Raw genomic sequence first — 19,409 nt, 5'->3', positions numbered from 1 at the left:
CCATGGTCATCGCACCCGCGCCGGGCTCAGAGGGCGCGAAGACCATCGAGGACCTCCCTCAGCACGCCCAGGTTGGGCCGGTCACTGGACCGGTCGATCGTCGCGACCACCTGGATCAGGCCCTCGTCGCGCAGGTCGCCGAGCACCACCCGCACCACGCCGAGCGGCAGCCCGACGTCCGAGGCCAGGTCGACCACGGACACCGGCGTGCCGCACCGCCGCAGGATCCGCTGGTGCTCGGGGCTGTACCGCAGCCGCTCCCCCGCCGGCTCGCCCGTCGCCGCCACCACCGCGATCAGGTCGAACGTCGCGCCGCTCGGCCGCGTCCGCCCCTGGGTCATGGCGTACGGGCGAACGAGCGGGCCCGCCTCCCGGTCCAGCCACCGGTCGCGTGCGCGGCTCATCACGGCGCGGGCCTCGGACCCGCCTGCAGGTGCCTGCCGACGCGCTTGACCAGGACTGCCATCTCGTACGCGACGAGACCGGCGTCCGCGCCCGCCGAGGCGAGCACGGCCAGGCAGGTGCCGTCGCCCGCCGCGGTCACGAACAGCAGGACGGCGTCCATCTCGATGATGGTCTGCCGCACGTTCCCGCCGTTGAAATGACGGCCCGCGCCGCGCGCCAGACTCTGCACACCGGCCGCCAGCGCCGACAGGTGCTCGGCGTCCTCGCGCCCCAGTTCCTTCGAGGCCGCGACGGCGAGCCCGTCGCGGGAGAGGATGACCGCCTGCCGGACGTCGGACACGCGGCCGGCGAAGTCGTTCAGGAGCCAATTCAGTTCACCGGTCACCGTGTTGTGCGTCATCACTCGTCCTCATTCTCACCGTCGAGGTCCGACGCGCGGCCGCGTCGCCACCCTTGCTGCATCGAGGCCATCAGCGAGCGCGCCTCCTCGGGAGAGCGCGCGACCGGGCCGGTGGCGAGGTCGGGCGCCGCGGCCCGCTCCTCGCGCAATTGCGGGGCGAGGTTCTCCTGGCGGACGCGGCGCGGCAGTCCCGCGTGCGTGCCCAGGGTCTCGCCGTTCGCGGGTCCTTCCCCGTTCGCCCGCGCGGGCGCCGGGGGCTGGACCGGTGACGGCGCCGGGTCCGGGGCGTGTTGCGGAAGCTCCGGAGCGTCGTCGAACCAGGGGTTCCCCATCGGCCTCGAAGGCGGAGGCGGTGGGGGCGGTGTCGGTGCGGCCGGTGGTGGTGCGGCCGGTGGTGGTGCGGGCGCGGCCACCGGCGGCGCCGCGGGCCCGGGAACCAGAGTCGGGCCAGAGATCGGAGCGGGGGCGGGCCCCGGCCTCCCCCACGGGCCCTCATGCGGGGTCGCGGCCACGGGCTCCTGCGCTTGGGCGGCCCTGTTCTCCTGCTCCTCCTCGGCGGCCGCCACGGCTGCGGCCATGTTCTCCGACGCCACGACGAGTTCGTGCGGCAGCAGGACGATGGCCGTGGTGCCGCCGTACGGGGACGGGTTCAGCGAGACCTTGATGTTGTGCCGGGCGGCCAGCCTCGCGACCACGAACAACCCGAGCTGGTCGGTGTCGACGAGGTCGAACTCCGGCGGCGTGGCGAGCCGCGCGTTGATGCTCGCGAGCAGCTCGGGCTGGACGCCGAGACCGCGGTCCTCGATCTCGACGACGAAGCCGCTGCCGACCCGTTCGGCGAGCACGCGCACGTCGGTGTTGGGCGGCGAGAAGGCGACCGCGTTCTCCACCAGCTCGGCGAGCAGGTGCACGACGTCGGTGACGGCGGCGCCGACGAGCCCGTCCTCGGACTCGGTCATCACCTTCGCGCGGGTGTACTCCTCGATCTCGGCGACGGCGCCGCGCAGCACGTCCACGATCCGCTGCGGCTGGCGCCAGCCGCGGCCCGGGGTGGCACCCGACAGGATGATGAGGCTCTCCGCGTGCCGCCGCATGCGCGTGGTCAGGTGGTCGAGCCGGAACAGGTCGTCGAGGTCGTCGGCCTCCGCCCGGCTCTCCAGCGTGTCCAGCATCGTCAGCTGGCGGTGCAGCAGCGACTGGTTGCGGCGCGCGATGTTGAGGAAGATCCGGGCGACGCCGCGGCGCAGCTCGGCCTGGCCCACGGCGGCGTCGACGGCGGTGCGCTGCACCGACGCGAACGCCTCCGCGACCTTGACGACCTCATTGATCCTTCCTCGGGTCGCCAGCGCCGGCACCTCGGCGGCCACGTCCACGCTCTCGTTGCGGCGCAGCCGGTCGACGACGCCGGGCAGCCGCTGCTCGGCCATCTCCTGGGCGGACCGGCGCAGGCCGACCAGCTCGCGGCCGAGGCCGCGGCCGAACCGCAGCGACAGCAGCACCGACACGATGACCGCGAGCAGACCGACACCACCGACGACGCCCACCCGGATGTAGGCCGTCCGGCCGAGGTCGTCGGCGTGCTCGCCCGCGCGCTTGGAGTTGCCCAGCACCATCTTGTTGATGTTGAGCACCAGCGGCTGCGCCGTCGCCTGCCATTCGGACGCCGACACCGGCAGCGCGCCGCGGGCAGCACTCCCCGAGGGGGGACGACCCCCCGCACCCCCCGACGCGGCTTCGCCGCGCGTTTGGTCGGCGATCCGATCCTCCATCGACTTGAACACCTGATACTGCTGCGAGGCGAAGACCTGCGCCGTGCCGGTGTTGTAGATGGCCGGGTCGAGCAGCGAGCGTTGCTTGACCCATTGCTGGCGCTGCTCGCCGACCGCCTCCACGAACATCCGGTGCTCGGCGGGGGTCAGCTGGTTCTTGGTGACGAACGCGCCGGCCACGAGCGCGTTCTCGCGCTGGATCAGCTCCAGCGCCCGGCCGGCGGCACGAGTCGAGAGCGTCCAGTTGTAGAGGGACGAGTCGTCGATGACGACCAGGGCGTCGTACGCGCGGTGCATGGCGTCGACCATGCGGTTGTAGCCCTCGATGGACTCCAGCCGGTCGACCGTCCGCCCGTCCACGGCCGCACGCGACTTGCGCAGCCCGTCCAGTTCGGCGAGCACGTCGGCGACCCGCTGCTTCATGGCGTCGCTCGTGGCGCCGCGAGCCTCGTCGCTGCCGGCCTCCTTACGGAAGAAGGCCACGGCCGCGTCGACCTTGGCGCGCTGCGCGCGCAGCGAGGCGGGCACGGCGGGCGCGGCCGACGCGGGCGTGCTGAGGAAGATGGCCGACGCCAGGCGTTCCTTGCCCAGCTCGATCAGCACTCCCTGGCCGCTCGGCGCGAACTTGCGGTCCAGCGTGTGATAGCGGCGCTGGGACAGCGCGTCGCCGACCGTCGCGCTCGCGGCGTAGCCCCAGAGGGCGATGAGGGAGAGCAGCGGTACGAACAGAAGAACGGCGATCTCAGCTCGGATCGACCGTGTGCGGGGGGATTTCAAATGAACCTCGAACGTTCGGACTCCTGGTGTCCTGCACCCGGCCCCGGGCACCCGCGGGACCAAGGCTCTGCATCATAAAGGCCGCCCCGAATGTCGTTACAACCCCCCCTCGCCGTATTTCGAGACCCTGGTCGTTATTCAGGCTGGTTGGAATGGGTCCGACCGAAACGGTTGGCTCTTAGTGATCATGGAATTCGCAATCCGTGGTGTGGACCACACGGACGAATCAGCAGGTTCCCCCTGCCGCGGGCCCGTGGCGTGCGCCATACTCGGCCTCCTTGATCACCTTTGGGCGGAGGCGTCGGAACGTTGAGCACGGACACGGCCGGACGGCCCATCGAGCGGGCCCCGTCGATCGAGCGAGCGCCGTCGATCGAGCGGGCACTGGCGGCGGACACGCTCTGCGAGGCGTACCAGGCGACCGCCGCCGGACGACCGGACCAGTTCGCGGTGCGCAGCCATGACGGGACCGTGGAGCTGACCCACGCGGCGCTCGGCGCGCGGGTCCGGGCACTGGGCGCCGGACTGGCCGCGCTCGGCCTCGGGCACGGCGACCGCGTCGCCCTCATGCTCACCAACCGGCCGGAGTTCCATCTGGTCGACACCGCCGCGATGCACCTCGGCGCGGTCCCGTTCTCCGTCTACAACACCAACGCGCCCGCGCAGATCGCGCACGTCCTGGCCGACGCCGCGCCGCACGTCGTCGTCACCGAGCGCATGTTCGCGGACGCGATCAGGGCCGCCGGGGTGCCCGTCCCGCACCTGGTGATCGTGGACGGCGACGGCGACGGCGACGGCGAGGGCGCGCTGAGCCTGGCCGACGTCGAGGCCGCCGGAACGGCGGAGTTCGACTTCGACGCCGCCTGGAAGGCGGTGCGGCCCGACGACGTGCTCACGCTCATCTACACCTCCGGCACGACCGGCCCGCCCAAGGGCGTCGAGATCACGCACGCGGCGATGATGGCCGAGATCCGCGGGCTGCAGGAGGTCATGCCGGTGACGCCCGGCGGCCGGCTCATCTCCTACCTGCCCTCGGCGCACGTGGCCGACCGCTGGACCTCGCACTATTCGGGCCTCATGACGTGGGGCCTGACCATCACCACGTGCCCCGACCCGAAGGCGCTGATCGGGCTGGCCGCGCAGCTCCGCCCGACGTTCTTCGGCGGGGTGCCGCGCATCTGGGAGAAGCTCAAGGCCGCGCTGGAGCTGCTGTTCCCGGCCGAGCTCGCCGCCGGCGAACACCAGAAGATCAAGGACGCGATCGGGCTGGACCAGGCCGAGTACTTCCTCACCGGCGCGGCCCCCACCCCGCCCGACGTGCACGCCTTCTTCGCCGGGATCGGCATCCCGCTCCTGGAGGGCTGGGGCATGAGCGAGACCAGCGGGTTCGCGGTGGTCAACCGGCCGGGGGATCCGCGTCCCGGCTCGGTCGGACGGCCGCTGCCCGGCGTCGAGGTGAGGCTCGCGGCCGACGGCGAGCTGCTCTGCCGCGGCCCGGTCGTGATGCGCGGCTACCGCGGCCGGCCCGACCTGACCGCCGAGGCGGTGGACGCCGAGGGCTGGCTGCACACCGGCGACGTCGCCGCCATCGACGAGGACGGCCACGTCACCATCGTCGACCGCAAGAAAGAAATGATCATCAACGCGGCCGGCAAGAACATGTCCCCCGCGAACATCGAGAACACGATCAAGGCCGAGAGCCCGCTCATCGCGCACGTGGTGTGCATCGGCGACCGCCGGCCGTACAATGTCGCCCTCGTCGTGCTCGACCCCGAGACGAACCGCTCACCCGGCGATCCGGCGACGCCGGCCGAGATCGGAGCGGCGGTCGAACGCGCGAACGCCCGGCTCTCCCGGGTCGAACAGATCAAGAAGTTCACCGTGATCGCCGACGACTGGGCACCCGGCGGCGACGAGCTGACACCGACCATGAAACTGAAGCGCAAGCCGATCGCGGCGCGGTACGAGAAGGAGATCGAAGATCTCTACCAGCAGTGAGGGGACCGAGGATCAGGGCTCCGGACCTCCCGGCGCGCCCAGGAGCGTTAACATTCCGGCCGTGAGTCCCGAAAGCCAGGCATCCGAGGCACTTCCGTCGCGACGCCGCCGAACCCCCCGAGGCGGGCGGCACCGCGGCGCTGAATCCTACTTGCTGCCCCCCGGCTCCCCCGCCCTCATCCTCGCCGCCCCCGGCCCGGCCAACGCTCCCGGCGGCGCCGTCGCGACCGAGCTCGCGCGGCTCGTCGAGATCGAGCAGACCGGCCAGCCCGCGCTGGTCGGCCACCTCGAAGGCGCCGAGCGACATCTCGGCGCGGTCCTCGCCGGGCTGCGCGCCGAGCGGCCCGACGAGCCGGCCGCCGTCGTCGTGCCGCTGACCACCGGCCCCGATCCGGAGGTGGAGGCCGCGGTCCGCAAGATCGTGGCCGGTGCCCCGGCGGTGGCGGCCGAGCCCCTCGGCCCGCACCCGCTGATCGCCGAGGCGCTGCACGAGCGGCTCGCCGAGGCCGGGCTGGCCCGCGCCGACCGGGTCCGGATGATGACCATGGTCACCGCCGCCAGCGGCGTCGTGGTCGTCACGCCCGGCGACCAGGAGGCCGTCCGCCAGGCCGAGGTCACCAGCGTGCTCCTCGCGGCCCGGCTGGCCGCGCCGGTCTTCACCGCCTCCCTCAACGACGAGGGCGCCATCGCGGCGGCCGCCGCGCAACTGCGCGCGTCCGGCGCCACCCGGCTCGCGCTGGCGCCGCACCTGATCGGCCCGGAGACCACCGCCGAGCGCCTCGCCGCCGCCGCCGCGGCCGCGGGCGGCCAGCACGCCGCCCCCATCGGCGCGCACCCGGCCCTGGCCGAGGTGGCCGCCCTCCGCTACGTAGAGGCCCTGGCCACCGCCCTGGCCGACTAGCGGCGCCTCGCTCCCCACCGCCGGAAACGCCTCCACCGCCCGGCGGTGCTCAGTCGCGCCACGCTCTGGAGCACGGCCGGCGCCGGTCAGGGGGTGATGAGGGTGGCGCGGAGTTGGGTGAGGGTGGTGTCGGGGACACCCAAGGTGCGCAGGAGGCTGGGCATGTCGCCGTGGCGGGCGCGCAGATCCGCGATGAGCTCGGCCATGGTGGCGGTCTCGGCGGTCCTGGCGTCACGCGGCACGTAGGCGTAGGTCTTGTCGTAGGCGGCGTGGCGCTCCAGACGGGCCTGGATGCCGGCCATGTTGCGGCCGGTCAGGGCGTAGTCGGCCACGACGTCCTCGTCCGCGACGCCGAGGGCGCCGAGCACGGCGGCGCTCACCATCCCGGTGCGGTCCTTGCCCGCGGCGCAGTGGAAGACGGCCGCGCCCGGCGCCCGCGCGATGGCGGTGACCGCGTCGGCCAGCGCGGTGCCGGTGGACTCCATGATCAGGGCATAGCGCCGCGCGAGCGAGAGCGAGGTGTCGGCCATGACGTGCCCGTTGTCCTCGTTGATGATCGGCGCGTGGACGAGCTCCAGGGCGGCGAGCGGGTGCGGGCCGCCGTCGTGGGCGCGTTCGAAGCCGGACCGCAGGTCGATCACCGTGGTCACGCCGAGGTCCAGGACGGTCCGCACGTCTGATTCGGTCAGCTCGTGCAGTGCGTCGCTGCGGAAGAGCCTGCGCCACCGGACGAGCCCGCCGTCGGCGGCATAGCCGCCGAGGTCCCGGAAGTTGACGCAGCCCTCCAGGACGATCTCCCGTTCCACCGGGGGGCCTCCTGCTAGCGGTTCTTGAACGTCGGGGGGCGCCTCTCCATCGTGGCCGTCATGCCCTCGACGAGATCCTCGGTGAAGAACGCCATGGTCTGGACGCCGGTCTCGGCCGCGAGCTGGCGGCGGAGACCGGGGGCGTCCAGCGACATGTTGAGGAGCTCCTTGGTGCGGCGGAGCCCGTAGGGGGATTTGGCGAGGAGCTCTCCGGCGAGTGCGAGGGCGCCTTCGAGGTCGGCGCTCTCCGGGGCGAGCTCGGTGATGAGGCCGAGCTCGTCCGCCTGCTCGACGGTCAGGCGCTGGGCCCGGTAGAGGATCTCGGCGGCCTTGGCCGGGCCGACCAGCCGCGGCAGCAGCCACGAGAGGCCGCAGTCGCCCGCCGACAGCCCGAGGTCGACGAACGGCACCACGAATCTGGTGGTCGGGTCGGCCACCCGCAGGTCGCAGGCCAGCGCCCACGAGACGCCCATGCCCGCGACCGGGCCGTGCAGCGCGGCGATGACCGGCTGCGGGATCTCCCGGAGCCGGGCCGTCACCTCGCCGCCGCGCGCGATCCCCCGGTAGATCCGCTGCACGCGGCCCTCGTCGCCGCCGCCCGGGTCGCCGCCCTGGAGGTCCATGCCGGAGCAGAATCCGCGTCCCTCACCGGTGAGGATCACCACCCGGGTGTCGGGGTCGCGCATGAGCTCGTTGAGGACGTCGAGCATCTCCTCGGTGACCGACGCGGTGACGGCGTTGAGCCGCTCCGGGCGGGACAGGGTGATGGTGAGCACCCCGTCCCGCCGGTCGAGCCGTAGGTCTCCCATGGTGCGTCAGGAGGTCAGCTGCTGGATCAGGGGGCCCATCTGCTCGCCCACGTTCTTGAAGACGGTCAGCGGGGAGTCGGCGTTGATCGCGGCCCAGTTGTCGCGCACGGCCTCGACCGTCAGCGTCTCCTTCTGGCCGTAGCCCGGCCCCTCGGCGACGAAGATCTTGGCGATCCGGCCGCCGCCGACGGTGTAGACCTCGCCGGAGTCGGCGTTGCTCTCGTGCGCCAGAAAGGCCACCAGCGGGGTGACCTGGTCGACGCCCAGCTTGTCGGCGAAGTCGGCGGGGAGCAGGTCCTCGGTCATGCGGGTCCACGCGACGGGGGCGATCGCGTTGGCCTTGATGTTGTACTTGGCGCCCTCGTGGGCGAGCGTCTTGGTGAAGCCGACCAGGCCCATCTTGGCGGTGGCGTAATTGGCCTGGCCGAAGTTGCCGAACAGGCCGGCGGGGGACGAGGTGTTGACGATGCGGCCGTAGCCCTGCTCGCGCAGCGTCGACCAGGCGGCGGAGGCCACCAGGAACGAGCCGCGCAGGTGGACGGCGATGACCGAGTCGAACTCCTCGGCGCTCATGTTCTTGAACGACCGGTCGCGCAGGATGCCCGCGTTGTTGATGACGATGTCGACCTTGCCGAACGTGTCGAGCGCGGTCTGGATGATCGCCTGGGCGCCCTCGGGGGTGGCGACGTTGTCCGGGTTGGCGACGGCCTCGCCGCCGTTCTTGGTGATCTCCTCGACGACCTCCTGGGCCGGGCCGGCGGAGGCGCCCGCGCCGGTGCGGTCACCGCCGAGGTCGTTCACCACGACCTTGGCGCCGCGCGACGCCAGCTCCAGCGCGTGCTGCCGGCCGAGGCCGTGCCCCGCCCCGGTGACGACCGCGACCCGACCGTCGTAGCGCAGTTCCGACATCCTGTCTCCTCACATCGCACCGACTGCCACCTCCCGGTGAACAACCCGGGGGTTACTTAGTACCACGTCGACCGAACGCCGCTCGGATTCGCCCCCGCGGTACCGCGCCGGGCTCAGAGACGGGTGGACTCGGAGTCGGCCGCCGCCTCGACCGCGGCCTCCTCGGCCGCCTCGCGGCGGTGCTTGCGGACGCTCCAGACGATCAGCGCGACGATCACGACCGCGCCGAGCGCGATGGCCAGCCCGCGGCTCGCCTGCTTGGCGACGTGCTCGAACGCCTCGCCCGCGAAGAAGCCGCCCAGCGTGAAGACGACCACCCAGACCAGGCCGCCGATGAAGTTGAACAGCAGGAACTTCTGGTACGGCATGCGCGAGCTGCCCACCAGCGCGGGCATCAGGGCGCGCAGCAGCGCGGTGAAGCGGCCGATGAACACGGCGAACGCGCCGCGCCGGCGGATGAGGTCCTGGGCCTTGCCCACCTTGGCCTGGTGTTTGGACATCGCCCGGGTCGCCAGCAGCCGCGGCCCGTACCGCCGCCCGATCTCGTAGCCCACCGAGTCGCCGACCACCGCCGCGACCACCGAGATGACCAGCAGCAGCGGGAGGGAGAGGGTGTCCTGGCTGGCCATGACGCCGCCGACCACGATCGCGGTCTCGCCCGGGAACACGAACCCGAAGAACAGCGCCGCCTCGGCGAACACCAGCGCCGCGATGACCAGGTAGATCAGCGCCGGCGGCAGCCCGTCCACCAGGGCGTTGAAGTGCTCCAGCATGGGTCCCCCGTCGCCTTGTCGCCGTCGCGCGCGGACACTGCCGCGCGCCGCCGACATATCGTAGCCATCGGGGGCGCCCCGCCGGATCCCTCGCGGGGACGATGGTCCGGCCCACCCGAGGAGGGATGACAATGGTCACCCGGGAGATGACGGACGGCCGGTTCGTCCGGCAGCCCAACCGGTTCACCGGCACGATCACCGCCGACGGCTCCAGCGGCTATCCGGCCGAATCGGGCCGCTACCGGCTCTTGGTCTCCTACGCCTGCCCGTGGGCCCACAGGTCGCTGATCGTGCGCGCGCTGCTGGGCCTGGACGAGGTGATCGGCCTCGGCGTCGTCGATCCCCTCCGCGACGAGCGGGGCTGGCGTTTCACCGACCGCGACCCCGTCACCGGCGCGACCTTCCTCTCCGAGCTCTACCTGGCGTCGGACGCCTCGTACGAGGGCCGCTACACCGTGCCCTGCGTCTGGGACACCGTGACCGGGCGCCTGGTGACCAACGACTTCCCGGCGATCACGACCATGTTCGAGACGCAGTTCACCGACTACCACCCCACCGGCGCGCCCGATCTCTATCCGGTGGAGCTGCGGGCCGGCATCGACGAGCTGAACGAGCTGATCTACGCCACGGTCAACAACGGCGTCTACCGCGCGGGCTTCGCCACCGGGCAGGGCGCGTACGAGGAGGCCGTGGACGCCCTCTTCGCCACGCTCGACCGGCTGGAGGAGCGTCTCGGCGCCCACCGCTACCTCTTCGGCGACCGGGTCACCGAAGCAGACGTCCGCCTCTATCCCACGCTGGCCCGGTTCGACGCGGTCTACCACGGCCATTTCAAATGCAACCTGCGGCGGTTGACGGACTACCCCAACCTCTGGGCGTACGCGCGGGACCTCTACCAGCAGCCCGCTTTCGGCGACACGACCGATTTCGACCAGATCAAGCGGCACTACTACATGACCCAGGGCAACATCAATCCGTCCGGCGTCGTCCCCAAGGGGCCGCTGGTCGACTGGACCGAACCCCACGGCCGCGACGCGCTCACATCGAGCTGAGCAAGATGAAGAGAGACCCCAGCAGCAGAAGCGCCATGCCCACGTAGGCCATGACTCCGCCCAGCCGCCAGCGGAGCTCGTCGTCCCGTTCCGGCGGCACGGGCAACGCCGTCGTCCCTGCGCCTCCGGGCCACTCCGCCACGGGCGACCCGGCCGCCGCGGCCGTGGGCCACTCCGCCGCGACGGCCGCGTCGTCGATGCCGCCGCCGGTGGCCTGGGGAGGGACCACCGGCGGCGGCTGTGGAAGGCGATCCTCACTGATCGCCAGGAGAACGGCCTCGGCCACCCCGATCGGCATGCGCTCCCGGGGGTCCTTGCGGAGCAGGCCTTCGAGGACGGGCCGGAGGGCCTGCGCCTGGGGCGGGATGGTCGCCTCCTCGTTGAGGACGGCGCCGAACACCGCCACCGGATCGTCGCGGTGGAAGGGCGGGCGGCCGAATGTGGCCGCGTACAGCGTCGCGCCCAGCGCCCACAGGTCGGAGGCGGGCAGCGCACGCTCGCCCAGGAACCGTTCGGGCGCGATGTAGGCCGGCGAGCCGAGCACTCCGCCGGCCTGGGTCAGGGTGACGTCGCCCTCGATGACCGCGATGCCGAAGTCGCTGAGGACGGCTCGGTCGCCCTTGGCCAGCAGGACGTTCCCCGGCTTGACGTCGCGGTGCAGGATGCCCACCCGGTGCGCGGCGCCCAGCGCGGACAGGAGCTGGCGGCCGACCCGGGCCACCCGCTCCGGCGGCAGCGGGCCGTCCTGCTTGATCACGTCCTGCAGCGAACGCGCCTCGACGTACTCCATCACCACCCAGGGCCGCCCGTCCTCCTCGACCACGTCGAAGACCTTGACGACGGACGGATGCGACAGCCGGGCGGCCGACCGCGCCTCGCGGACGGCCCGGCGCGCCGCGTCGTCGGAGGGGCTCATCACCTCCTTGACGGCGACCTCCCTGCCGAGGACAGTGTCCTCCGCCCGCCATACGATTCCCATACCGCCCCGGCCGAGTTCGGCCAGCAGACGGTAGCGTTCGGCGATCACCCGATCCGTGCGCATCACAAGGGTGATTCGTCGGCGGGAACCGTCTGGATTGCTCCGGGCGTCCATTACTTCGGACGGTTCGGGCTCGGTCGGACCAAGACCCGGGCTGACCCGCCACTATGCTGGCGGGCTTCACTGACGAACATTCTCCTGAGAGACGAGAAAGGCCCTCCGATGCTGCGCAGTCAGTTCTTCGGCAACCTGGAGCAGGGGCAGGTCCCCGGTCACTTCACCCTGCAGAATTCCAAGATGCTCCGGGTGCACCTGAACGGCGAGGTCCTCGCCCGCCAGGGCTCCATGGTGGCCTTCCAGGGCCAGATGGAGTTCGACTACGAGGGCTCGGGAGGAATGGGCAAGTTCCTCAAGAAGGCCGTCACCGGCGAGGGCGTCCCGCTGATGCGGGTGCGCGGGCAGGGCCTGCTCTTCACCGCCAACAACGCCGACGACATCCACCTGTTCTACCTGGACAACGACGGGATCACCGTCAACGGCACCAACATCCTCGCGTTCGACCCCCAGCTCCAGTGGGACATCCAGCGGGTGCAGGGCGCGGGCGTCGCGGCCGGCGGGCTGTTCAACACCACCCTGACGGGCACCGGCTGGGTGGCGCTGACCAGCCACGGCACGCCGGTGATGCTCGACTGCGGCCGGGCCCCGACGTTCGCCGACGGCCAGTCCGCGATCGCCTGGAGCACCAGCCTCCAGGTGGGCGTCAACCGCACGTTCAAGGCCGGCGCGCTGATCGGGCGCGGCAGCGGCGAGGCCATGCAGCTGGCCTACCAGGGCCAGGGCTTCGTGCTCGTCCAGGCGAGCGAGGGCCCGCCCGTGATCGGCGAGGGCGGCAAGGGCGGCCTCGGCGGCCTTCTGAGCGGCTGACACCCTGGCGTCCGCGGCGCGTTCTCCGCACCGGCCGATCTTGACGAAACCGGCACCCGGAACTGGGCAAGATCGGCCGGATTGGGGTGTGGCGGGCGGTGGAAGGCGCACCGCTTGCATCTGCGACACACAAGTGCGAGTAGCCTTGACTCGTCTCAGAACTCACCTGCGAGCTGCGGAAGAGGGCGATCTCCGCCGTGTCGACAGAGTCGTCGCATACAAGTGCCGACCCCAAGCACACAGATTTCGGCGCCAACGAGTGGCTGGTCGACGAGCTGTACCAGAAGTACCTCGAAGACCCGAACTCCGTTGACGAAGCCTGGTGGAATTTCTTCGCGGACTACCAGCCGGACACCCGGCCGTCCGCGACTCCGGGAGTGACCCCGGCCACCGACGGGCAGGCCTCCCGTTCCGCCTCTCCGGGGGCACCACGGGCTGCCAACGGCACGGCAGCCGCCCCGCCGACAGCACCGCCGACACCGGCCCCGGCCAAGCCCGCCCCCGCGGCGAAGGCGCCGGCCAAGGCCGACTCGAAGCCTGACGCGAAGCCGGCGGCACAGCCGGCCGCGAGCAAGCCCGCGCCGCCCCCGGTGCCCGCCGGCGCCGAGGAGGTCCGGCTGCGCGGCGTGGCCGCCCGGACGGCCACCAACATGGAGGCCAGCCTCACGGTCCCGACCGCGACGAGCGTGCGGGCCGTGCCGGCCAAGCTGTTGATCGACAACCGCATTGTGATCAACAACCACCTCAAGCGCGGCCGCGGCGGCAAGGTGTCGTTCACGCACCTGATCGGCTACGCCATCGTCAAGGCGCTGGCCTCGATGCCGGAGATGAACGCCGCGTACACCGAGGTCGATGGCAAGCCGGTGCTGGTCAAGCCCGAGCACGTCAACTTCGGCCTGGCGATCGACCTGCAGAAGGGCGACGGCCAGCGCCAGCTGGTGGTGCCGAGCATCAAGGCCGCCGACACCCTCGACTTCCGCCAGTTCTGGGCGGCCTACGAGGAGATCGTCCGCAAGGCGCGCAACAACAAGCTCACCCTGGACGACTTCCAGGGCACCACGATCAGCCTGACCAACCCCGGCACGATCGGCACCGTGCACTCGGTGCCGCGCCTGATGCCGGGCCAGGGCACGATCATCGGCGTGGGCGCCATGGAGTACCCGGCCGAGTTCGCCGGCGCCTCCGACGAGGCCGTGGCGCGCATGGGGATCAGCAAGATCATGACGCTGACCTCCACGTACGACCACCGCATCATCCAGGGCGCGCAGTCCGGTGACTTCCTCCGCCGCATCCACCAGCTGCTGCTGGGCGAAGAGGGCTTCTACGACGACATCTTCGAGGCGCTGCGCATCCCGTACGAGCCGGTGCGCTGGGTCAAGGACATCTCGGCCAGCCATGAGGACGACGTCGCCAAGGTCGCGCGTGTCCACGAGCTGATCCACGCCTACCGGGTCCGCGGCCACCTGATGGCCGACACCGACCCGCTGGAGTACAAGCAGCGCCGCCACCCCGACCTCGACATCCTCAAGCACGGCCTCACCCTGTGGGACCTCGAGCGCGAGTTCGCGACCGGCGGGTTCGGCGGCGAGCCGACCATGAAGCTGCGCGACATTCTCGGCGTGCTGCGCATGGCCTACTGCCGCACGGTCGGCATCGAGTACATGCACATGCAGGACCCTGAGGAGCGCGCCTGGATCCAGGAACGCGTCGAGGTCCCCCACGAGAAGCCGTCGCGCGACGAGCAGTTGCACGTGCTGCGCCGCCTCAACAGCGCCGAGGCGTTCGAGACGTTCCTGCAGACGAAGTTCGTCGGCCAGAAGCGGTTCTCGCTGGAGGGCGGCGAGTCCGTCATCCCGCTGCTCGACTCGGTGATCTCCTCCGCCGCCAAGGCGAACCTCGACGAGGTCGTCATCGGCATGGCGCACCGCGGCCGGCTCAACGTGCTGGCCAACATCGTCGGCAAGTCCTACGCGCAGATCTTCGGCGAGTTCGAGGGCAACCTCGACCCGCGCAGCGCGCAGGGCTCCGGCGACGTGAAGTACCACCTGGGCGCCGAGGGCGACTTCGTCGCCGACGACGGCTCCAAGATCCGCACCGAGCTGGTCGCCAACCCCTCCCACCTGGAGACGGTCGACCCGGTGCTGGAGGGCGTCGTCCGCGCCAAGCAGGACATCCTGGACGTCGGCGAGGCGGGCTTCACCGTGCTGCCGGTCCTGATCCACGGCGACGCCGCGTTCGCCGGGCAGGGCGTGGTGGCCGAGACCCTCAACCTGTCGCAGCTGCGCGGCTACCGCACCGGCGGCACCGTGCACGTGATCATCAACAACCAGGTGGGCTTCACCACCGCGCCGGAGTACTCGCGCTCCAGCGTCTACGCCACCGACGTGGCCCGGATGATCCAGGCGCCGATCTTCCACGTGAACGGCGACGACCCCGAGGCCTGCGCCCGGGTCGCGCGGCTGGCGTTCGAGTACCGCCAGACGTTCAAGAAGGACGTCGTCGTCGACATGGTCTGCTACCGGCGCCGGGGCCACAACGAGGGCGAGAACCCCTCGTTCACCCAGCCGCTGATGTACGACCTGATCGACGCCAAGCGGTCGGTGCGCAAGCTCTACACCGAGGCGCTGATCGGCCGTGGCGACATCACGGTCGAAGAGGCCGAGGCCGCGCTCCGCGACTACCAGGAGCAGCTCGAACGCGCCTTCACCGAGACCCGCGAGGCGGTCAAGCAGCCGCCCGCGCCCGGCTCGGTCGTCAAGCCCGACGTCGAGGAGCGCATCCCGATCGACCACGCCTCGGCGGGCACGGCGATCCCGCAGGAGGTCGTCAAGCGGATCATCGAGACGCAGGTCAGCCTGCCGGAGGGCTTCACCGTCCACCCGCGGCTCCAGCCGATCGTGCAGCGCCGCGTGCAGTCCATCGAGGACGACGCGATCGACTGGGCGACCGGCGAGCTGCTGGCGATGGGCTCGCTGCTCATCGACGGCCACCCGGTGCGGCTGGTCGGGCAGGACACCCGGCGCGGCACGTTCGGCCAGCGGCACGCGGTGCTCGTCGACCGCAAGACGGGCGAGGAGTACACCCCGCTCCGCCAGTTCGGCCAGGGCATCTCGAAGTTCTACGTGCACGACTCGCTGCTCAGCGAGTACGCGGCGATGGGCTTCGAGTACGGCTACTCGATGACCCGGCCGGACGCGCTGGTGGCGTGGGAGGCCCAGTTCGGCGACTTCGCCAACGGCGCCCAGTCGATCGTCGACGAGTACATCTCGTCCGGCGAGCAGAAGTGGGGCCAGCGCTCCGGCGTGGTCCTGCTGCTGCCGCACGGCTACGAGGGCCAGGGCCCCGACCACTCGTCCGCCCGCATCGAGCGCTACCTGCAGCTCTGTGCCCAGGACAACATGACCGTGGTCTACCCGACGACACCGGCCAACTACTTCCACCTGCTGCGCTGGCAGGTGGTGTCCGGCCGCCGCAAGCCGCTGATCGTCTTCACGCCCAAGTCGCTGCTGCGGCTCAAGGCGGCGACCTCGTCGGTCGAGCAGATCACCGGCGGCGCGTTCCTCCCGGTCATCCCGGAGAGCGACCCGGCGATCGAGGCGTCCGCCGTCAGGCGCGTGGTGCTCACCACCGGCAAGATCTACTACGACGCGGTGAACGCCCGTAAGGCCGCCGGCGCGACCGACACCGCCGTGGTCCGGCTGGAGCGCCTCTACCCGCCGCCGATCGACGAGATCAAGGCGGAGCTGGCCAAGTACCCGGCCGACGCCGAGGTCATCTACGTCCAGGACGAGCCGGCCAACATGGGCGCGTGGCCGTTCTTCGCGCTCAAGCTCCAGCCGCATCTGGAGGGGCGCGTGCTCAAGCGGATCTCCCGCCCGGCCTCGTCCTCGCCCGCGGTGGGCTCGGCCAAGCTCCACCAAGCCGAGCAGGAGGCCCTCCTGGGCCGCCTCTTCGGCAAGAAGGACTAGCAAGCCCGAAGGATCGAGGGCCCCGGCCGCGCACCGTCGCGCCGGGGCCCTCGCCCGTCGGGCACCGACGACGCGAGAGAGAATCACCTCATGTACTTCACCGATCGGGGGATCGAGGAGCTGGTCGAGCGGCGGGGCCAGGAGGAGGTCAGCCTGGTCTGGCTGGCCGACCGGCTGCGCGAGTTCGTCGACCTCAACCCCGAGTTCGAGACGCCGGTCGAACGGCTGGCGACCTGGCTGGCCCGGCTGGACGACGAGGACGACGAGTGACGGCTGGACGCGACATGTCTTGACTTTGGGTGAACGCGACATATCGTGTTTACTGGTAGGCGGACTCCGGTCTCGTGGACACTTCCCCCGTGATCGACGCGTTCGGACGAAAGGCGAGACGCGATGTCGCGTTGGACGATCGAAGAACCGGCCACCCTCGACTTCGACGGCGTGGTCGCGCTGAAGGCGACGCTGATCGCCGGGAGCATCTCGGTACTGGCCTCCGGCGACCGGCCCTCGATCCAGATCGCCGCGATCGACGGGCCGCCCCTGGTGATCACGCACGAGGCGGGCATGCTGAGCGTCACCCATGAACGGATCTGGGAGGGCATGCTCGGCTGGCTGCAACGCCAGAAGGTGCGGGCCGACATCACCGTGACGGTCCCCCGCGAGTGCCCCGTCACCATCAACCTGGTCTCCGCCGACGCGGTGATCGCCGGGCTGACCGCCCGTGCCTCGATCAAGAGCGCCACCGGCGACGTCACCCTCGACGGGGTCGTCGGCGACATCGACGCCAACACCGTGTCGGGCGCGATCGAGGCGCAGGGCCTGGACGGCAAGGTCGCGTTCACCTCCGTCTCCGGCGATCTGGCCCTGGCCGGCGGCTCGATCGACCGGCTCGCGGCCCGCACGGTCAGCGGCCGGATCGCCGCCGACGTCGATCTGGCCGGGACGAGCCGGGTCGAGGTCAACACCGTCACCGGCGAGGTGACGCTCCGGGTCCCCGACTCGATCTCCGCCGAGGTCAATCTCAACTCGGCGGCCGGCCCGATCGACACCTCCTTCCCCGGCCTCGACCGGCAGGACCGGCCCGTCGGCCGGAGCCTGGGCGGCACGATCGGGGACGGCTCCGGCAGGCTGTCGGTCACCACGGTCTCGGGCGGCGTCACCCTCCTCAGCCGGCATGAGGACGACGCCCCGGAGATCGACGCATCCGGAATGGAGAACTGAGTTGAGCCCCGTCTTCGGCCACGGCCGCCTCCGGTTGTACCTGCTCAAGCTGCTGGAGGAGAGTCCGCGGCACGGCTACGAGGTCATCCGCCTGCTCCAGGACCGGTTCCTCGGGGTCTACTCCCCCTCCCCCGGCACCATCTACCCGCGCCTGGCCAGGCTGGAGTCCGAGGGCCTGGTCAGCCATGAGCTCATCAAGGGCAAGAAGGTCTACTCGCTGACCGACAAGGGCCGCGCCGAGCTCGAACGGCGGATGGACGAGCTGGCCGAGCTGGAAGAGGAGATCTCCGCCTCCGCCCAGGAGTTCGCCCGCGAGGTTCAGCAGGACGTCCGCCAGACCGTCCGGTCGCTGCGCGAGGAGCTTACCCAGGCCGCGCGTGACATGCGCGACCATTCCAGGGCCACGTCCAAGGACGCCTGGAAGGAGACCACCGACCGCCAGCGCGACGAGTGGCGCCGCCAAAGGGACCACTGGCGCGAGCAGAAGCAGACCTGGATGGAGGAGTGGCGTCAGAACTGGGACGACGCGTGGAAGACCGCGACCGGTTCCAAGGACGACATCGCCCGCCTCAGGCTGGAGCGCCTGCTGCGCAAGTTCGTCGAGGACGTGCGCAAGAGCGCCAAGAAGGCCCACCTGAACGACGACGACCTCGTCGCCGTCCAGGCGCTCCTTGACGAGACCCGCGACCGGATCAAGGACGAGTTCCTGCGCCGCGAAGACTGACCCGCTACGGGGTGAAGACGATCTTGCCGAAGAGCTCGCCCTCGGCCATCGCCGCGAACCCCTCGGCCGCCCGCGCCAGCGGCAGCACCCGGTCGATCCGCGGCCGGACGCCGCTCTTGACCAGGAACCGGGCCAGCCGTTCCAGTTGGTCGCGCGTGCCCATCGTCGAGCCGGCGACCGACAGCTGCAGGAAGAACACCCGGTTCAGCTCCGCTGGCGGTACCGCGCCGCTGGTCGCGCCGGAGACCACGATCCGCCCGCCCGGCCGGAGCGACTTCAGCGAGTGCGACCAGGTGGCCTCGCCGACGGTCTCCATGACCGCGTCGACCCGTTCGGGCAGCCGCGCGCCGGGCTCGAACGCCTCGTCCGCGCCCAGCTCCAGGGCCCGCTTGCGCTTGCCCTCGCTCCGGCTGGTGACCCACACGCGGTAGCCCGCCGCGGCGCCCAGCGCGATCAGCGCGGTGGCGACGCCGCCGCCCGCGCCCTGGACCAGCACGGTCGAGCCGGGCGGCAGGTCCGCCTTGTCGAACAGCATGCGGTACGCGGTGAGCCAGGCGGTCGGCAGGCAGGCGGCCTCCTCGAAGGACAGCTCCGCCGGCTTGGGCACGAGGTTGCGCCGCGGCACGGCGACCTTCTCGGCGAACGTGCCGTCGTGGGACTCCGAGAGCAGCGAGCGCTTGGGGTCGAGCGTCTCGTCGCCGCCACCGCGGTCCGGGTCGCCGATCACCGCGTGCACGATGACCTCGTTCCCGTCCTCGTCCACCCCGGCCGCGTCGCAGCCGAGGACGATCGGGAGCTGCTCCGCGCGGAGCCCCACGCCCTTCAGCGACCACAGGTCGTGATGGTTGAGCGCGGTCGCCTTCACCGTGACCGTCGTCCAGCCCTCGGGCGCCACCGGATCGGGCCGCTCGCCCAGGGTCAGGCCGGTCAGGGGATTGTCTGCGTCGAACTGCGAAGCCGTGACAGCGAACATGCCCCGCACCCTACACACGCG

At 71.3% G+C, this 19,409-nt stretch carries 17 protein-coding genes; 8 read left to right on the top strand and 9 right to left on the bottom strand.

Annotated elements, in window-relative coordinates; translation table 11 throughout:
• Positions 1–26: 26 nt before the first annotated feature.
• Genes ACGFNU_RS07765 through ACGFNU_RS07755 form a run of 3 tightly spaced genes read right to left on the bottom strand, consistent with a single transcriptional unit; the run spans position 27 to position 3,351 of the window.
• Positions 27–404 carry a DUF742 domain-containing protein gene (locus ACGFNU_RS07765; RefSeq protein ID WP_392591234.1) on the bottom strand — a complete coding sequence of 126 codons (378 nt, stop codon included), beginning with the start codon at positions 402–404 and terminating at the stop codon, positions 27–29.
• Positions 404–805: a roadblock/LC7 domain-containing protein gene (locus ACGFNU_RS07760; protein ID WP_392591232.1), complete on the bottom strand. Its 402-nt coding sequence runs from the start codon at positions 803–805 to the stop codon at positions 404–406. Before ACGFNU_RS07760 ends, ACGFNU_RS07765 begins: the two co-directional genes overlap by 1 nt.
• Entirely contained in the window at positions 805–3,351 is a 2,547-nt protein-coding gene (locus ACGFNU_RS07755) for a nitrate- and nitrite sensing domain-containing protein (RefSeq protein WP_392591230.1), read from the bottom strand. Before ACGFNU_RS07755 ends, ACGFNU_RS07760 begins: the two co-directional genes overlap by 1 nt.
• 309 nt (positions 3,352–3,660) lie before the next feature.
• Between ACGFNU_RS07755 and ACGFNU_RS07750 the strand changes: the two genes are divergently transcribed.
• Together ACGFNU_RS07750 and ACGFNU_RS07745 are read left to right on the top strand one after the other, a co-directional pair.
• Positions 3,661–5,349 carry an AMP-dependent synthetase/ligase gene (locus ACGFNU_RS07750; protein WP_392591229.1) on the top strand — a complete coding sequence of 563 codons (1,689 nt, stop codon included), beginning with the start codon at positions 3,661–3,663 and terminating at the stop codon, positions 5,347–5,349.
• A 151-nt stretch (positions 5,350–5,500) separates the two neighbouring features.
• Positions 5,501–6,250: a sirohydrochlorin chelatase gene (locus ACGFNU_RS07745; RefSeq protein ID WP_392591227.1), complete on the top strand. Its 750-nt coding sequence runs from the start codon at positions 5,501–5,503 to the stop codon at positions 6,248–6,250.
• A gap of 86 nt (positions 6,251–6,336) precedes the next feature.
• Here ACGFNU_RS07745 and ACGFNU_RS07740 read toward each other — a convergent pair whose 3' ends face one another.
• The 4 genes from ACGFNU_RS07740 to ACGFNU_RS07725 form a co-directional block, all read right to left on the bottom strand.
• A complete protein-coding gene (locus ACGFNU_RS07740) occupies positions 6,337–7,056 on the bottom strand; it encodes a tyrosine-protein phosphatase (protein WP_392591225.1) in 720 nt (239 codons plus the stop codon).
• Between the two features lie 14 nt (positions 7,057–7,070).
• Positions 7,071–7,865, bottom strand: coding sequence for an enoyl-CoA hydratase/isomerase family protein (locus ACGFNU_RS07735; RefSeq protein ID WP_392591223.1), 795 nt, complete (start codon positions 7,863–7,865; stop codon positions 7,071–7,073).
• A gap of 6 nt (positions 7,866–7,871) precedes the next feature.
• Entirely contained in the window at positions 7,872–8,774 is a 903-nt protein-coding gene (locus tag ACGFNU_RS07730) for an SDR family oxidoreductase (protein WP_392591221.1), read from the bottom strand.
• 113 nt (positions 8,775–8,887) lie between these two features.
• Complete coding sequence (locus ACGFNU_RS07725; RefSeq protein ID WP_392591219.1) at positions 8,888–9,547, bottom strand: DedA family protein; 660 nt, start codon at positions 9,545–9,547, stop codon at positions 8,888–8,890.
• 125 nt (positions 9,548–9,672) lie between these two features.
• Between ACGFNU_RS07725 and ACGFNU_RS07720 the strand changes: the two genes are divergently transcribed.
• Positions 9,673–10,599: a glutathione S-transferase family protein gene (locus tag ACGFNU_RS07720; protein ID WP_392591218.1), complete on the top strand. Its 927-nt coding sequence runs from the start codon at positions 9,673–9,675 to the stop codon at positions 10,597–10,599.
• On the opposite strand, the gene ACGFNU_RS07715 is transcribed toward ACGFNU_RS07720, so the two are convergent.
• Positions 10,586–11,641, bottom strand: a complete 1,056-nt coding sequence (locus tag ACGFNU_RS07715) for a serine/threonine-protein kinase (RefSeq protein WP_392591216.1) — start codon at positions 11,639–11,641, stop codon at positions 10,586–10,588. The two genes, ACGFNU_RS07720 and ACGFNU_RS07715, sit on opposite strands and share 14 nt — an antisense overlap.
• A gap of 162 nt (positions 11,642–11,803) precedes the next feature.
• Between ACGFNU_RS07715 and ACGFNU_RS07710 the strand changes: the two genes are divergently transcribed.
• The 5 genes from ACGFNU_RS07710 (at position 11,804) to ACGFNU_RS07690 (ending at position 18,415) form a co-directional block, all read left to right on the top strand.
• Positions 11,804–12,502 carry an AIM24 family protein gene (locus ACGFNU_RS07710; protein WP_392593436.1) on the top strand — a complete coding sequence of 233 codons (699 nt, stop codon included), beginning with the start codon at positions 11,804–11,806 and terminating at the stop codon, positions 12,500–12,502.
• 197 nt (positions 12,503–12,699) lie between these two features.
• Positions 12,700–16,470, top strand: a complete 3,771-nt coding sequence (locus ACGFNU_RS07705; RefSeq protein ID WP_392591214.1) for a multifunctional oxoglutarate decarboxylase/oxoglutarate dehydrogenase thiamine pyrophosphate-binding subunit/dihydrolipoyllysine-residue succinyltransferase subunit — start codon at positions 12,700–12,702, stop codon at positions 16,468–16,470.
• 90 nt (positions 16,471–16,560) lie between these two features.
• Positions 16,561–16,740 (top strand): DUF6104 family protein, encoded by a 180-nt coding sequence (locus tag ACGFNU_RS07700; RefSeq protein ID WP_151566124.1) that lies wholly within the window; start codon positions 16,561–16,563, stop codon positions 16,738–16,740.
• Between the two features lie 123 nt (positions 16,741–16,863).
• Complete coding sequence (locus tag ACGFNU_RS07695) at positions 16,864–17,691, top strand: DUF4097 domain-containing protein (protein WP_392591212.1); 828 nt, start codon at positions 16,864–16,866, stop codon at positions 17,689–17,691.
• Position 17,692: 1 nt separating this feature from the next.
• Positions 17,693–18,415, top strand: coding sequence for a helix-turn-helix transcriptional regulator (locus ACGFNU_RS07690; protein ID WP_392591210.1), 723 nt, complete (start codon positions 17,693–17,695; stop codon positions 18,413–18,415).
• Positions 18,416–18,419: 4 nt separating this feature from the next.
• Here ACGFNU_RS07690 and ACGFNU_RS07685 read toward each other — a convergent pair whose 3' ends face one another.
• On the bottom strand, positions 18,420–19,388 hold the full coding sequence (locus ACGFNU_RS07685) for a zinc-binding dehydrogenase (RefSeq protein WP_392591208.1): 969 nt from the start codon (positions 19,386–19,388) through the stop codon (positions 18,420–18,422).
• Between the last annotated feature and the right edge of the window lie 21 nt (positions 19,389–19,409).

Origin of the sequence: Spirillospora sp. NPDC048911 (genome assembly GCF_043198015.1) — a bacterium.
Taxonomy (GTDB): Bacteria; Actinomycetota; Actinomycetes; order Streptosporangiales; family Streptosporangiaceae; genus Spirillospora.
Note: the sequence above shows the minus strand (reverse complement) of the source record. Positions and strands in the feature narration are given on the sequence as shown.